This window comes from Mycobacterium sp. OAE908 (assembly GCF_017872775.1).
Lineage (GTDB): Bacteria > Actinomycetota > Actinomycetes > Mycobacteriales > Mycobacteriaceae > Mycobacterium.
This window is the reverse complement of the sequence record NZ_JAGGJL010000005.1, coordinates 21,341-35,207: the sequence shown is the minus strand read 5'-3', so window position 1 is coordinate 35,207 and position 13,867 is coordinate 21,341. Positions and strand designations below refer to the sequence as shown.

Genomic DNA, 13,867 nt, shown 5'->3' with positions numbered 1-13,867 from the left:
GCCGGCTTGGGACTCGATGACGTCGACTTCTTCGACTTCTACTCGTGCTTCCCGATCGCAGTCTCCAATATCGCTGAAACACTGGGGATCTCGCCGGACGACCCGCGCGGCCTTACCCTCGCCGGCGGGTTGCCGTTCTTCGGCGGTCCAGGCAACAACTACTCGATGCATGCGATAGCCGAAGCGGTCGGACGGGTACGCGCCCAGCCGGGAAGTTACGCATTGGTATCGGCCAACGGTGGGGTCCTTTCGAAGACCTCGGTGGGCGTCTACAGTACGAGGCCTACCAAGTTGAAGTCTGACAACAGCGACGAACTGCAGCGCGAAATTAATGGCCTCGATAGCCCACCCCATGTCGCGCATCCCAGCGGTTGGGCCACCATTGAGACCTACACCGTGGTGCATGGCCGCGGCGGGCAGAAGACCGGCATCGTGGTCGGCCGACTCGACGCGGGTGGGGGACGGTTCCTTTCCCAGGTTGCCTCCGGTGACGATGAGTTGATGTCACTGCTGGAAAACGCAGAGCAGCCCATCGGCGAACGCGTGTACGTCACGCCCTTCGGGTATGGCAACCGAACGACACGCTCGGAACGTGCGGCGGCAGCGCTACTGCCCAAGCGGACACCCGTATTGGGCGATGATTACGAGTTCATCAAGGTCAACCGCGACGGGCATCTGCTCGAGATCACCATCAACCGACCCGACGTACGCAACTGCCTGCACCCCCCGGCAAACGAGGAGCTAGACAGCGTCTTCGATGCGTTCTTCGCAGATCGCGAGTTGTGGGTCGCTATCATCACCGGCGAAGGGGCGAAGGCGTTCTGTGCCGGCAATGACCTGGTTTACGGTGCCAGTGGTAAGCCGGTGTGCATGCCGCTCAACGGATTTGGCGGTCTGACGAGTCGGCGGAACATGCACAAACCGGTGATCGCCGCCGTCAACGGGTTCGCGATGGGTGGCGGGTTCGAGATCGCGTTGGCCTGCCATCTCGTGGTAGCCGACGAGTCAGCGATGTTCGCGCTGAGCGAGGTCAAAGTGGGCCTGATCGCAGGCGCCGGTGGGGCCGTCCGGTTGCCGCGATCGATACCCCCGAAGGTGGCCAACGAACTGATCCTGACGGGCCGACGCATTGGAGCAGCGGAAGCCCGAAACCTCGGTGTGGTCAACCGGATGGCTCGCGAGGGCCAAGCGCTGGCGTCCGCCCGTGAGTTGGCGGCCGAGATTCTCGGCGCTTCGCCGACATCGGTACGGCTGTCACTGACGCTGATGGAGCAGACGCAGGGAATCGCCCACACGATCGACGCGGTCACTGCTCCGCCCGATGTTGTCGACGAGCTGATGAACAGCGCCGACGCGATCGAGGGCATGACAGCGTTCGCGCTTAAGCGCCAACCGGAATGGAAGAACTTGTAAGCATCGAGTCCACTTCCGAACTGGCAGCCATCGACGATTCGGTGGCAGCCGTCGTCGAGAAGTTTTGGGGCTGCTTCCTCCTCTTGCTTGCTCTTTCGGACGGCTAGCCCGAGGCAAGCCACTGCCGGCCATTGCGCAGCTGGCGCTCAGGGCTCGACTACGACCTTGATTGCAGCATCTGGTTCCCGATTCGCCGCAGCGGCGAACGCTTCAACTGCGCCGTCAAGCGGAAACCGATGGGTGATCATCGTTCGCGCGATCTCAGGGTTGGAAGCCAATAGCGCGCCTGCGACATCGAATTCGCGCGCGGCGCCGCAGCGGCCGTACATGAGCGATGGGAGGACGGTTATCTCCTTCAAACACAGCGCCACGGGTATCTCCAGGCCGTCCCAGTATGTGGCGAGCAGCAGTAGGCGCGCCTGCGGCTTGGCCAAATTGACCGCGTCCTGTCTTCCGCGCCCCGCAATGTCATCGCGGCCTTGTCGGCGCCGTCTTGGTGCTAATAGCGGAGATGTTCAATCGAGGCGGCTCTGCTCAGTCACCTCGTACGGCAGGTTGGGGTTCGGCATCGGCGGCGCCATGATCGATCTGGAGAACTCGTACACGTCGTATTCACAGTTGGACCCGTCCCAGCGGCAGGGCAATGGTGCCGGAGGCGGCGCTGTCACAGTGGCAGGTTTTCCGATGACGGTCGTCGAGGCAACCTTATCCATCTGATACTCGCTCGCGCACGGAAAGCCGCAGAGGAAAGGCGGGAAGACGCAAGAGGATTGATGCACCGCCTTGGTCATCGGCGCCAGCAGTCCATCCGGGCGCCAATGGTACCCGAGGCGGCAGCCGGGACTACGACGGAAGGCGAAGTGTCCGGGCCGACCGCAGGGGAGATTCGGCGAATGCAAGCGGTGCAGGCAGGATGCATGCTGTCAGGCATGCGGTAAGCGCGACGATGTAGCTCCGCATCGGTGTTGCTATGAGCTTCCGCACCCTCCGCGGTATGGGTCTAACCGTACGGATCATGTTGTAGTCCAATAGATGTCACTGCTCCTTGGCGCGGCGTTGACGGCCTGTGCGCTGAGCAGTGCGGCCTGAGTTTTCTTGTGCTCTATGTGCGCTGGCCACCGGAGCCCAGCCGAGACCTCGAATCGCGAACTCGACAGGCGTTTCTGCGTCGACAACATGTCCGTGATGGCGCCACTCCAACACCCCTTCGATGCATCCAAAGATGAGCTGTGCCGCCAGTTCAACGTCACAGGAGGGGATTTCGCGCTTTTTTGCGGCCTCGGCAATCAGTGACTGGACCCGAGAGACCCACGACGAGTATGCGGCGCTCACCTTCTCGAAGCCAGGAATGGGGTCCCCAGGCCTGCCCCCCGCGGTGACCAGAAACCAGAGGTCGAACGGTGCGGTGACCAAGCGCTCGATGTGCGCGGTCAGCAGCTGTCGAAGTCGCTCAATCGCAGAGCCGGCTTCCTCAGATAGTGATGTGGCGAATACTGCTGATTCTTCGACCGCATACAAGGACAGTTCGCTGACTATCGTTTCTTTGTTCTCGAAGTAGTAGTACAGCGATGGACTCCGGACGCCCGCCGCCGCAGCGATCTCTTCCATAGTGGTGCCTGCTACGCCGCTGGCGCTGAAAAGACGCGCGGCCGCCACGAGGATCTCGCCGCGCGCATTCCTTCGCTCTCCGACTAGTGTTGCCCGTCTCGGTGCAGGTGTTGTCTTCCGGTTCGCGCTCATGAGCGACATTTATACTCCTCGGCAAGCTCGCCTAGGCTCGTGATCACCGGCAGTACAACCCGAGTAACACCCAGTTCGGCGTAGCGCTCCAGATCGGCAGGTTTGATGTCGGTCCCACCAGCAGACAGTTCGATCGCGTTGGGGTCGCGTCCGCACGCACGCGCGGACCTGCGGACCTCGGCGATCAGCGGCGGTAGTGATTCCGGACCGACGTCCCAGGCGAAGAAGCCATCGCCTACACGTCCTGCGCGAGCGGCGGCCTTTAGCGTGTGCCCTCCAATGACAATTGGCACGGACCGTTGCGCTGGAGCGGGCAGACAGTGGACTTCGTTGAAGGAGCAATGGGTGCCGTCGAAAGTCGCCGGCTGGTTTGTCCATAGCTGGCGCATCGCATGAACGTATTCTTCTGTGCGGGCGCCGATTCCGACTGGGACGAGACCGGTCGCGAGCTTTTCCTCCTTATTCCAGCCGAGCCCCACACCCAACGTGAGGCGGCCATTCGACAACACGTCCAGTGTTGCGGCGGTTTTCGCCAACACGACCGGGTTGCGCTGTGAGAGCACAAGGACTCCGGTGCAGAGGCGGATCCGTTCGGTGACGCCTGCGGCGAACGCGAGCCACGTCAACGGCTCAGGGAAGGGGACGGTCGGTGGAACGTACGGCGCATTGCCATACGGATGAATCGACTTGTAGGACGCGGGCATGACGACGTGATCAGCGGCCCAGACAGAGTCGAATCCCAGATGTTCGGCCTCGTCGAGGAGCGCAACTGCATGCTGAGCGTCGGTGGCCAGCATGTTCAGTCCGAGCACACCGATCCGCACAGTCCCTCCAGCCTCCAGGTCGAGTTTGGCGTTAGACGAAATCACTACCAGCTGCCCCTGCGTACCAATCCATGGGCAATCATGACGTTGGCGCCGGCCAGGATCGCGGGCAGCGCCTCGGCGCTTGGCAACGAGGGCCCGAGACCATCCGCTTTCACCAAACGGGCTTGGGGTCCGTAGCGGCCGAGGGTCAGTGCGATCGATCCGCAGATTTCGGGCTTGCCCGCGGGCGGACGTGGGAAACACCACTTCCATTGACCCTCGGCTGTCGAAAAAACCAGTTCTACGTATTCCAGTCGCGCGGGGCAGCGACCGACCGAGGTCAGAGTGGCTGCAACGAAATCTTCAGCAGCCAACCGTTTTTCATTCCGCGCAGGTGCAGGCACACCGATTCCCGGCCGTTGCCGTCCGGACTGCACTTCGCTAGTCATTTCGCAATTCGCTACGCGCGCGGGCGAGCTAGCTCCCAGCATTGGGCGCGTACGCGGCCGGATAGGCTTTGTCCCCACCCAGCGCACCCAGTCCAAGTCGGTGCCAGGGCAACATCTCTCGGTCCGCAGATCGGCACAAGACACGAAGCACCTCGTCAGACAAAGCGCCCGATTCGCGGATCTGTATCTCAAGGGCCTGTAGACCTTCGGTTGCCGACCCCGGTCGCGAGGGCAGCACCGATGTGAGGTCTTCTACGGTGGCCTGATCGATGGCAGCCTCCAAGGGATGCGCCTGGCTTAGGTAGGCGATGAGCAGGGCGTCTCCGCGGGCCCGCTTGAGGGCATCGGGATTCTTCAGGTCAGGGGTGATGGTGGACACGAGATCGCGACCCAGGGTGGCAAGTATGCGGTCGAACTCGTTCCGGGGAGACTCACCGAGGTCCGGACACGTCGAGTCGTGATCGACCGCGTGGATGTCGGCAAGTAGGTGTGCTAACGCAGCATGCATCATTGGCAACAGCACGTGCCACACCGAGTTGTCAATCGTGGCACCGGCATTGGCGAGTCCGCGGACCGCGCACACGGTGACGCGAGCGAGAACGAAGACACCGTAGTAGGTGATCGCTTTCCGGTCGACGGACAATCCGGTCTTGGCTGCCCACCGCCGCAGCGCCTGCTCGTAGTCCGGGAATGTCCCGTTATCGCGGAACGCCCACCACGCGAGATCGTCTGCAGGATCGCCGAAATGGGCAAACTCCCAGTCGAGCAGAGCAGTCACCCGATCCGTCTCTGGATCGAACAGGAAATTTCCGGGCCCGCAGTCACCATGGACCAGGACGGTCCGCTGCACTGCGGTCGGCGCGTTGCGGCGCAGCCAGGTGAACGTCGCGGCCAGGATGGGGTCCGGCGCGGTGGCCTTTTCCGCATACAAGCCTTCCCACTGGTCGAGTTCGAGCGTGGCGTGCTCTTCTGCCGTCGTCGGTACGGGCAACGCTGGCAACTCGTGTCGGAGGTCTTCGGGATCCAGTCCGTGCACCCGAGCCATGGTGTCCACAAAGTTGTAGATGACGTAGTTCTGTCTTTCCGAGCCGATAAGATCGGCGACGTCCTCTGGGGATCCTGCGCCGTCGATGAAGTCCGCGAGAACGACATCGGCCTCGTCGTCGACCGCGACGATCCGGGAGGCCGGAATGCCGCGCTTGGCCACCGCACGAACGACGGCCGCCTCCCGCGCCAGAGTCAGAGGTGACCCCGAAACGGGCCCAACACCTGCATCGCGGCGGACAAACAGCGTCCTGCGCTCCCCGGTCGCCGACTTCGCATCGACGCGCCATGCCTCCCGAGAGCCGCCGCCTGCCCCCCGCTGCATGTCGAGTACCGCAACATCGGCGACGGCCTCGATCCACGCCCGCAATTCCTCAGGCGACTGGGATTCGGTGAGGGCGTTCATTCGTCGGCGGTCCAAGACTCGAGGTCATCCATGAAGCCGTACTTAGGCAGTGGCGCCATAGGAATGATCGTGAAGTGTCCGATTCCCTCATCTCCGTTGAGTGAGGTGAAGCATGGCTGTTCGCGGTGGAAGCTCGGTACCCGCTCACCCGACGGCAGCAACGTCGCATATCTCAGGTTCGAGATGTCGTAGGTGTCCCACTCCACGGTCAGCGGACGGTGCCAGCCGTGACCCTTCAGGTCGTTGTATCCGGTGTAGCCAGTGCCATTCATCGCCCACGCTGTGCATAGCGGCCGAACCTCGAGATTCCACTGGCTGCCGTCGTGGGTGGTGAATTCGATTCCGGCCTTGCTGTACACCCGCGTGCCCGGAACGAACTCAACCGAGACCTCACCGTGCACCAACTCAAGGGGCGGTTCGTCGTCGCGACCGACGTACCTGATGAGGCCGTCGTTGTGCAGCCGCCGCCCTTCACCGTCCTGGTGGATCTGGACGTATCCGGCGATCCGATCGTTACCCCAGCAGCACCATTGGTAGAGGAAGCCTCTGGCCCCCATGTTGTTATCCGGACCGGCATTCGGCTCGAACCCACCGACACCGGGTCGCACGCCCCATGCGTGATCACGGGCGCCGCGCCAGTTGTCGACTTCGATTGTTTCGCCGTCGATTGTCATGGTCCCGTTGACGACACCGGCCTGGTCGTAGCGCATATAGTCCTGAACAATCCGGGTAGATGCGGTCGAGTAGTGCCGCTTTTCCTCGAAAGGCGGTGTCGTGCCGGTCCATACGAGATCGCATGAGATCGGATACTCACCCGGCTCTAGGACAAGGTGCAGTTGCTTCAGCCCTTCATCGATGTCGTGCCGAAGTGGGCCGATCCGTTGTTCCCACTGGGGGTGCAACGGCCGCGCCAAGCGGACGTTGTACTGAATGTCGTTCTGCTGCACCGCGACAAACGCGTCGATGGCATTGTTGTTCTTGTAGACACCCATTCCAGTGATCAACGCACGCCCGCCCGCCGGATCGTAGACACCGATCCAATATCGGTCGTAGAACCGATGGTCGCTGTGAGCGGCCATCGCCATCGAGCGACCGTCCTGGTGAAATAGCGACTCATCCATGGGAACTAGAAACATCAAGAGCCTTTCAATATGAGGTATGCGCCAGGACAGCGGCTGGTATCCGCCGGGCCGCCCAAGCCGCAGACGGATGTCACGTGGTGGGCGACAGGATCACCCTCCGTAGACGTCGACGAAGTTGTCTTCCAGGATGCGCTTCATGACGTCAGGTGCCCGGTCGCCCAGCGACCGCAACGAGGATTGCAGATCACCGAGCGGGTCACCGCCACCCTCGGCGTGCGGAAAGTCAGAGGAAAAAAGGAACAGCCGCTCTCCATTTGGTGTCTTGTTGATCACCGCACCGAGATCTAGGGCTTCTCCCTTCTCGGCAACCTCGGAACCCTCGGCCCTGACACCGCTGACCAATGGTGCGTGCTTGACCCGTTCGACGAAGTACTCCGAGGGCTTCATCGGCATCGAGTACTGATCCGGTGCCCACATCGTCGACATTTCGTAGATGCTGTCCAGCCGCTCACCGAACCACGGCACCCAATCGAACTGGTACTCCGTGACGACGCACGTGAGGTTTTCGTGACGGGCGAACACGCCATCGTTGATCAACGCCGCAAGAAACCACCGGACCGTGAGGTCGGTAGTGAGTAAGTCTTGCATCACCCAACCGGACTCGTTGCCCGTGTCGATACCTCGGCCCGCCATCATATAAACGAGCGGCTTTCCCGTGTTGTACAAGCCCTTTGGCAACTGGAAGTTCCCAGTGCCCACGTGAAGGACGATGGGAACCTTCGCCTCGCTCATCCGCGCCCAGACTGGGTCGTAGTCCGGATGCGACCAGCTACGTTCCTCCATGACGCCGGTCGGGATGACAATCGCGCGACAGCCGTCATTGAGCAACTCGTCAGTCATCTCGATGGCGAGCTCGGGGACATCCAGCGGCACCATCCCCGTAGCGATCATCCGGTTGTCACCGCGGCAGAATTCGGCGACCCCCCTGTTGTGTGCCCGGGCGCCACCGTAGACCAATTTCGGATCGCGCTCCGTCACGGTCGGGGCGTATGCGAGCGTGTCGAACTGGCCCCAGCAGAACGTGGCGAACACGATCTGCTTCTTGAACCCAAACTTGTCAAGAGCCACCTGGCGCTCGCTTGGGTCGACCGCACCATAGGCGCCCCAGAGTTTGCGTTCCCACAGGTGCTCTTCGGCTTCTTTTGCCTTCTCGGGGCTCCAGCCCTTCTCGTAGTAGTCGGGCGTGTACTCCGGCACAAGTGCCGGATCGGGAAAGGCGCTGAGATTGAGCGGTCCCAGGAGCGGACGCACATCCGGATCGGCGTAGTCGTGAAGCCAATTTTTAGTCTCCATCAGATGCGAGTCCGCGTCGTAGATGACGCGACCGCCGGAGTACGTCGTCGCCTCTGCCATGTTGTGCCTCCTTGGCCGGTGTAGCGGACGTCAACGTATTCGGTCGACGTTTCTCTAATTTTTCCTAGACCCTAGTCTAGGGCGTCCTAGATCACAGTCAAGAGGTTCTTCGAAGAAGACCACAACACGCTGTGAAATGTGATGGCGCCCCCATGAATGGGCGTCGCATGTGCGGATTAATCCACTGAACGCCAAGGAAATTCGGCCTGGGGTCGGCAGCTTCGCCTGGTGATGGAGCCCAGTTACGTCCGCGCTTGATACGTTCGAACTCGATACAGGGGTGCGGCCCAATGAGGCCGGCAGTCATCCAGGTCAGCCGGTGCGGCGACGTCGAGCGGTGGAGCGACCTGCCGCTGGCTGGAAAAGCTGGCCCTGAAGCAGCAGTTTGAATGTTTCGATCGCCCGTTTGTGCGCGCGGACGTTCGAATGGTAGGCGGCGAACTGAGAGAACCCCAGCGTTACGGCGTTGATCATGTCGACAAGGCCCTGCACGTCGGTATCGGGCGACAACTCACCGCGCTTGATGCCTTGGCGCACAATTCCTTTGTAGAATGATAGGACGTCCGGTTCCTTCGGTAGGTCGCGCAACAGCTCCGCCAACTCCGGATGGCGGCCGATCTCGATGTCAGCCGCCGAGATGAATCGGGCGATGTGTTCATCCTCGATATTCATCTGGACGGCGCGGTCGAGGATCGCGCACAGCTTGCCCACCGCGGTGTCGGCGGTCTCCGCCGCCTTGATGAAACTTCCGACGAGCTGATCTCTACATCCGGCGAAAACCGCGGCAAATAGATCCTGTTTGGAATCGAAATAGTGATACAGCGCGCCCGTCGTGAGTCCGGCTTCATCGGCGATGTCTTTGATGGTCGTCTTGTCGTAACCGTACAGACCAAAGCACTTCTCGGTGGCCTCAACGATGCGCTGCCGAGTCTCGGCCGCCACCGCTGCCGGCGGCCGGCCGATACGTCTCGTCCCCTTTCTTGCCACGCTCAGGGACCCCTTCCGCAGATTAGGTGGCACGAGTGTACCCGACGCGCTGCAGCAACTAACGAATCGATCAATATCCGTGCGCGGCATGCCCCTCGTCCACCCCACTTGGGAACCAGACCTACGGGTCACGCGGCAGTCCCAGCAGCCGCTCGCCGATGACGTTCAGCTGCACCTGCGACGTTCCTCCATAGATTGTCGCTGCACGACTGGTAAGCAACCTCTTCGCCCAAAGTCCTTGTGGTTGCTCGTCATCGCCGATTGCGGCGTCGACGCCGAAGGTGGACACGACGAACTCGTTGTAGTCCTGTGCCACGCGCATCGACAGCTTGCCGATGGCGGCCGCCGGCATCGGATCGAAGCCGCCCAGGGTCAGCAGCGTCGATCTGAGGTTGAGCACCTTCGACGCGTAGGCCTCGGCAATCAGCCGGCCTGCCCGGTTCACGTCAACCGGGTCGAGGTGTCCGTCACCAACGAAATTCACCAGGTCGGCGAGGCTTCCCTGGTTCGGCACCTCGTGGCTGCCGATGGCGACCCGTTCGTTCATCAGCGTGTTGCGGGTGACCTCCCAGCCCCGATTGACCTCGCCCAGCACCAGCTCATCCGGCACAAACACATCATCGAGGAACACGGTATTGAACTCCGACTCGCCGTTGAGTTGCCGTAGCGGCCGCACATCGACGCCGTCGCTGGACATATCGAACAGGAAGTACGTGATGCCTTTATGCTTCGGTGCCGCCGGATCCGTACGAGCCAACAGCGCTCCCCACTGCGAGTTCTGCGCCCAGCTGGTCCAGATCTTCTGCCCCGTGATCCGCCAGCCGCCGTCGACCTTGACAGCCTTGCTTGTCAAGCCAGCCAGGTCTGATCCCGCGCCCGGCTCGGAAAACAGCTGGCACCACACCATTTCACCGCGAAAGGTCGGGGGGAGGAAGTGTTGCTTCTGTTCGTCCGTGCCGAAGGCCACAATCGACGGCGTAACAAAAGAAGCAACACCACCCACCTGAGGACGTTCTACGCCGCCCGCGTCAAACTCCTGAGCGATGACGATCTGCTCCACCGGACTGGCACCACGCCCCCACGGCTTCGGCAAGTGCGGCTGCACCCAGCCGGCCTCTGCGATCGCCTCGGTGCGCTGCTCGTGCGGAATCGCCTTCAGCGCAGCGACTTCGGCGCGAATCGCCGCCCGCAGCTCGTCGGTCTCCGGACCGAGATCGACGTCGAGCTTGCGTACACCGCTCGACGTCGCTGTGTCGACGACACGCTGCGGATAGTCGGCAGCGCGCCCGAACGCGGCGTTGATTCCCAGCATGCGCCGGTAGTAAACGTTGCAGTCATGCTCCCAGGTGAAGCCAATACCGCCGTGCACCTGAATACAATCCTGCGTGCAGTGTTGCGCTGCCGCGGGCGCCAACGTCGCGGCGACCGCTGCGGCGAAATCGGCGTGGATACCTTGGGCATCCCAACCCTTTTCGAACGCTTCGTCGATGGCGCGGGCGGCATCCCACACAACTGCGGTGGCGCGTTCGGTATCCGCGGCCATCTCCGCACACTTGTGCTTGATCGCCTGAAACTGCCCGATCGGCCGACCGAACTGCTCGCGGATCTTCGCATACTCCGACGCGGTGTCGGTCGCCCAACGTGCCACGCCGACGGCTTCCGCCGACAGCAGCGTAGAGACCAGCGCTCTCGCTGACGTCACGCTGAGGTTCGTCAGCACTCGCTCGGGGCTCACCTCGATTCCGCTCGCCCGCACGTGCGCCACCGGCCGTAGCAGGTCCACGCTCTTGACCGGTTCGACCTGCCATTGATCAGCGTCGAGCGCCACCCATGTGGTGCCATCGCCCTGCGAATCCAGCCCGGCGACCGGCAACACCAGCAGCGACGCCTGATCAGCGGCGAGAACCGAGCGCGCCTCCCCGCTGATCACCAGGGCGTCGCCCTGGCGCGTCGCCGTCAGCGACGACTGCAAGGCATATGCGCCGATCACCGTGCCGGATGCCAGGTCGCCGAGGATCTGTGCCCGCGCATCGTGGGCCGATATCAGCGCGCTGGCGATCACTGAGGGGACAAAGGGTCCCGGCACGGCGCCGCGCCCGAACTCGGCGATGACTATCGCCAATTCCAGGATCCCAAATCCCTGTCCCCCAACGGATTCCGACAGGTGTAATCCGTGCAGGCCTTGTTCCGCGGCGGCTCGCCAGTATGACGGCGGGACGTCGATGGGTTTCTCCAGCGCCGCGTGGAGCACCTCCGACGGCGCTACCCGCTCGACCAGCGCCCGCACCGAATCGGCTAGGTGGTTGTGCTCAGCAGTGATCGCAAGGGGCATGGCAGTTCTCCAGTTTCGGTTTCTCAGGCGTCGAGGTACTTGTCGATGAGCTTGTGAAAGTGGCGGATTCGCACATCCTGGTAGTTCGCCAGGGTGATGCCCTTGGTCGGCTTTCCGTGCGCGAGCGACTTCAGCCCTCGCTGGATTTGCGGGATGTTGGCGGTGTCCTGGTTGAAGATTTCGGCCAGCGCACCGAGTTCGGGTGCGGCAGTCCAGTCTTCGTCCTCGCTCAGCCAGTGAATGGCCGCAGCGGGCGGTCGCTCTGTGCCCGCCGGCAGTGCCACCATGAAGATGCATTCCATGATGCACTTGTCTGGGTCATGACCGTACGGGCGGAACCGGTAGAAGATCGGCCCCGACCATGGAAACCAGTTCGGGAAGACGTTGTACCAGATTGATGAGGTTGCCTCGACGACCGTCATCGGGGAACCTGCCACTGTGACAGCGCCGCCTCCGGCACCATTGCCCTGCTGCCTGCCCACCTCCGCAAGGAGCCCCCTGGCCGTCATGCCGTCGGGAAGCTCGGGCGCATCTCCCTGGGGCTGATATCCGCCCTCGGTCTGCACACCGCCTCGGTTGAACATCTCCGCTATTAGCTCCTGCTCAGTCACCTCGTACGGCAGGTTGGGGTTCGGCATCGGCGGCGCCATGATCGATCTGGAGAAGTTCTCGTACACGTCGTATTCACAGTTGGACCCGTCACCGCCAAGGAGCCCGGCATTCATCTGCGGGTGAGTGGTGATGACGTGCATCGACTCGAGGAATGCTTCCAACGTCACTTTCCAGTTCGCGTGCATCACCTTGGCGACATGGGCTGCTTTCCAGCGATCGTTGAACGGCCACCGCTCGAAGTGCTTGGTCAGGTCCCCGAGGAAGTCCCGCAGCGGCTCGGCATTCGGGTCCATGTTGATGAAGACGATGCCGTCCCACGTCTCACACTGCACCTCCGGCAGCCCGAACTTGGGCGGATCGATGTGGGGGAAGTCGAACGCGATCGACGGTGGAACCTCCTTGAACGAGCCATCGATGTGCCATGCGAGGCCATGGAAGGGGCACCGCAGCTCGGGAAGGCGCGCGGCCGCGCAATCGTTGGTGCGCAGCTGACGCCCGCGGTGTAGGCAGGCGTTGTAAAACGCTTTGATGCGGTCGGGTGCTACCCGAACGATCAGAAAGCTCCAATCGACGATGTCGTACACGATCGTGTCGCCGACGTTGGGGATGTCCTGCTCGAAGCAGGCGAGCTGCCACACCTTGGGCCAGAGCTTGTCCACCTCGCGCTCGAAGAACTCTTGTGAGAAATAGCGATCGGCCGGCAGATCCTCATCTCCCATGAATTCATAGCGCTCCTGTCGCAATACCCATGGCACGTCAAGGGTTTCGTCGTCGAGAAGCTCCTGGATCGATGGCCCCTTCGCGCGGGCTTGCCCCGGTGGGGGCCCGTCAGTGGCATTGACCTTCATGTCGGTCACGGTTGTCGTCCTCTCTCGAGTGGTCGAGGTGTCACGCTGGATTCGATGCTCAGCTCGTGACGTCTGCTTCGCGGTGCGCCGAGTCCTGGGTAGGCGGGGAGCTGCCGAGCATGCTGAGGTCAGCGCCCTTGGGTCCCCCAACGGCGCGGCACATGTGACAGTCGGCGTAGGTGAGCTCGCCCGACTGCCACGTCCCCTCCGTGTCGAACATCCCGTCGTTGCCGGTAGCCGGGTCCGTCACCTTCACCAGCCCATTCCCCATGTCCTCGTACACGTAACCGGTGAACGCGTGGCGAATCCTCATGTAACACGCTCCTCGCCGAAATCGAGTCAAGTCATCCGGTTTCAGATTATAATCATTGATTAGTTAATTTGTCGCGACGTTTTAGGACTGTGATCGACATGGCGACCGTCCGCGTGCAACCGTCTGATATCAGCTTCGACATCGCGGCCGGCGAAACGATCATCGAGGCAGCGTGGCGCAACGATCTCTGGTGGCCCACCATCTGCCGCGGTGCGGGAACGTGCAAGACCTGCGTGCTGCGCGTCGTCGAAGGTGAAGAGCACCTGTCGCCGGTCGAGCCGTGGGAGCACGAGGGGCTCGATGGGATCCGCCGAACGCTGCCGGGCGGCGGTGTTGGATATAGGTTGGCGTGTCAGGTCAAGGCGGCCGGGGACGTCGTCGTCCGCAAGATCGGGGTGCGCCGTACGGAGTGAAAGCGAGCG

General features: G+C 62.3%; 14 protein-coding genes. 2 read left to right on the top strand and 12 right to left on the bottom strand.

Annotated features, from left to right (window positions below; translation table 11 throughout):
* Nucleotides 1-165 precede the first annotated feature (165 nt).
* Entirely contained in the window at nucleotides 166-1,413 is a 1,248-nt protein-coding gene (locus J3E61_RS34320) for an enoyl-CoA hydratase/isomerase family protein (RefSeq protein WP_210087105.1), read from the top strand.
* Between the two features lie 146 nt (nucleotides 1,414-1,559).
* On the opposite strand, the gene J3E61_RS34315 is transcribed toward J3E61_RS34320, so the two are convergent.
* From J3E61_RS34315 to J3E61_RS34260, 12 genes are all read right to left on the bottom strand, one after another.
* On the bottom strand, nucleotides 1,560-1,847 hold the full coding sequence (locus J3E61_RS34315; RefSeq protein WP_210087102.1) for a hypothetical protein: 288 nt from the start codon (nucleotides 1,845-1,847) through the stop codon (nucleotides 1,560-1,562).
* Nucleotides 1,848-1,928: 81 nt separating this feature from the next.
* The gene (locus J3E61_RS34310; protein WP_210087101.1) at nucleotides 1,929-2,126 is read right to left on the bottom strand and encodes a hypothetical protein; all 198 of its coding nucleotides are present in this window, start codon (nucleotides 2,124-2,126) and stop codon (nucleotides 1,929-1,931) included.
* A gap of 322 nt (nucleotides 2,127-2,448) precedes the next feature.
* A complete protein-coding gene (locus J3E61_RS34305; RefSeq protein WP_210087100.1) occupies nucleotides 2,449-3,162 on the bottom strand; it encodes a TetR/AcrR family transcriptional regulator in 714 nt (237 codons plus the stop codon).
* On the bottom strand, nucleotides 3,150-3,950 hold the full coding sequence (locus J3E61_RS34300) for an LLM class F420-dependent oxidoreductase (RefSeq protein ID WP_210087099.1): 801 nt from the start codon (nucleotides 3,948-3,950) through the stop codon (nucleotides 3,150-3,152). The genes J3E61_RS34305 and J3E61_RS34300 overlap by 13 nt, the downstream gene beginning before the upstream one ends.
* Nucleotides 3,951-4,021: 71 nt before the next feature.
* Nucleotides 4,022-4,363 carry a hypothetical protein gene (locus J3E61_RS34295; RefSeq protein ID WP_210087098.1) on the bottom strand — a complete coding sequence of 114 codons (342 nt, stop codon included), beginning with the start codon at nucleotides 4,361-4,363 and terminating at the stop codon, nucleotides 4,022-4,024.
* Between the two features lie 73 nt (nucleotides 4,364-4,436).
* Entirely contained in the window at nucleotides 4,437-5,858 is a 1,422-nt protein-coding gene (locus J3E61_RS34290; protein WP_210087097.1) for a phosphotransferase family protein, read from the bottom strand.
* A complete protein-coding gene (locus J3E61_RS34285; RefSeq protein WP_210087096.1) occupies nucleotides 5,855-6,979 on the bottom strand; it encodes a hypothetical protein in 1,125 nt (374 codons plus the stop codon). The genes J3E61_RS34290 and J3E61_RS34285 overlap by 4 nt, the downstream gene beginning before the upstream one ends.
* Before the next feature lie 111 nt (nucleotides 6,980-7,090).
* Nucleotides 7,091-8,353, bottom strand: a complete 1,263-nt coding sequence (locus J3E61_RS34280) for an amidohydrolase family protein (protein ID WP_210087095.1) — start codon at nucleotides 8,351-8,353, stop codon at nucleotides 7,091-7,093.
* A 312-nt stretch (nucleotides 8,354-8,665) separates the two neighbouring features.
* On the bottom strand, nucleotides 8,666-9,295 hold the full coding sequence (locus J3E61_RS34275; protein WP_210087094.1) for a TetR/AcrR family transcriptional regulator: 630 nt from the start codon (nucleotides 9,293-9,295) through the stop codon (nucleotides 8,666-8,668).
* Nucleotides 9,296-9,461: 166 nt separating this feature from the next.
* The gene (locus tag J3E61_RS34270) at nucleotides 9,462-11,672 is read right to left on the bottom strand and encodes an acyl-CoA dehydrogenase (protein WP_210087093.1); all 2,211 of its coding nucleotides are present in this window, start codon (nucleotides 11,670-11,672) and stop codon (nucleotides 9,462-9,464) included.
* Nucleotides 11,673-11,695: 23 nt separating this feature from the next.
* Nucleotides 11,696-13,141 carry an aromatic ring-hydroxylating dioxygenase subunit alpha gene (locus J3E61_RS34265; RefSeq protein ID WP_210087092.1) on the bottom strand — a complete coding sequence of 482 codons (1,446 nt, stop codon included), beginning with the start codon at nucleotides 13,139-13,141 and terminating at the stop codon, nucleotides 11,696-11,698.
* Between the two features lie 49 nt (nucleotides 13,142-13,190).
* Nucleotides 13,191-13,445 carry a hypothetical protein gene (locus J3E61_RS34260; RefSeq protein ID WP_210087091.1) on the bottom strand — a complete coding sequence of 85 codons (255 nt, stop codon included), beginning with the start codon at nucleotides 13,443-13,445 and terminating at the stop codon, nucleotides 13,191-13,193.
* Nucleotides 13,446-13,543: 98 nt separating this feature from the next.
* Between J3E61_RS34260 and J3E61_RS34255 the strand changes: the two genes are divergently transcribed.
* Nucleotides 13,544-13,858, top strand: coding sequence for a 2Fe-2S iron-sulfur cluster binding domain-containing protein (locus tag J3E61_RS34255; RefSeq protein WP_210087090.1), 315 nt, complete (start codon nucleotides 13,544-13,546; stop codon nucleotides 13,856-13,858).
* The last annotated feature ends 9 nt before the right edge of the window (nucleotides 13,859-13,867 follow it).

What these genes read in the sequence shown, in the direction of transcription:
- J3E61_RS34320 (WP_210087105.1), top strand. Translation starts at nt 166, where the DNA reads ATGCATGCGATAGCCGAAGCGGTCGGACGGGTACGCGCCCAGCCGGGA.
- J3E61_RS34280 (WP_210087095.1), bottom strand. Translation starts at nt 8,353, where the DNA reads ATGGCAGAGGCGACGACGTACTCCGGCGGTCGCGTCATCTACGACGCG.
- J3E61_RS34290 (WP_210087097.1), bottom strand. Translation starts at nt 5,858, where the DNA reads ATGAACGCCCTCACCGAATCCCAGTCGCCTGAGGAATTGCGGGCGTGG.
- J3E61_RS34255 (WP_210087090.1), top strand. Translation starts at nt 13,544, where the DNA reads ATGGCGACCGTCCGCGTGCAACCGTCTGATATCAGCTTCGACATCGCG.
- J3E61_RS34270 (WP_210087093.1), bottom strand. Translation starts at nt 11,672, where the DNA reads ATGCCCCTTGCGATCACTGCTGAGCACAACCACCTAGCCGATTCGGTG.
- J3E61_RS34305 (WP_210087100.1), bottom strand. Translation starts at nt 3,162, where the DNA reads ATGTCGCTCATGAGCGCGAACCGGAAGACAACACCTGCACCGAGACGG.
- J3E61_RS34285 (WP_210087096.1), bottom strand. Translation starts at nt 6,979, where the DNA reads ATGGATGAGTCGCTATTTCACCAGGACGGTCGCTCGATGGCGATGGCC.
- J3E61_RS34300 (WP_210087099.1), bottom strand. Translation starts at nt 3,950, where the DNA reads ATGCTGGCCACCGACGCTCAGCATGCAGTTGCGCTCCTCGACGAGGCC.
- J3E61_RS34310 (WP_210087101.1), bottom strand. Translation starts at nt 2,126, where the DNA reads ATGGATAAGGTTGCCTCGACGACCGTCATCGGAAAACCTGCCACTGTG.
- J3E61_RS34260 (WP_210087091.1), bottom strand. Translation starts at nt 13,445, where the DNA reads ATGAGGATTCGCCACGCGTTCACCGGTTACGTGTACGAGGACATGGGG.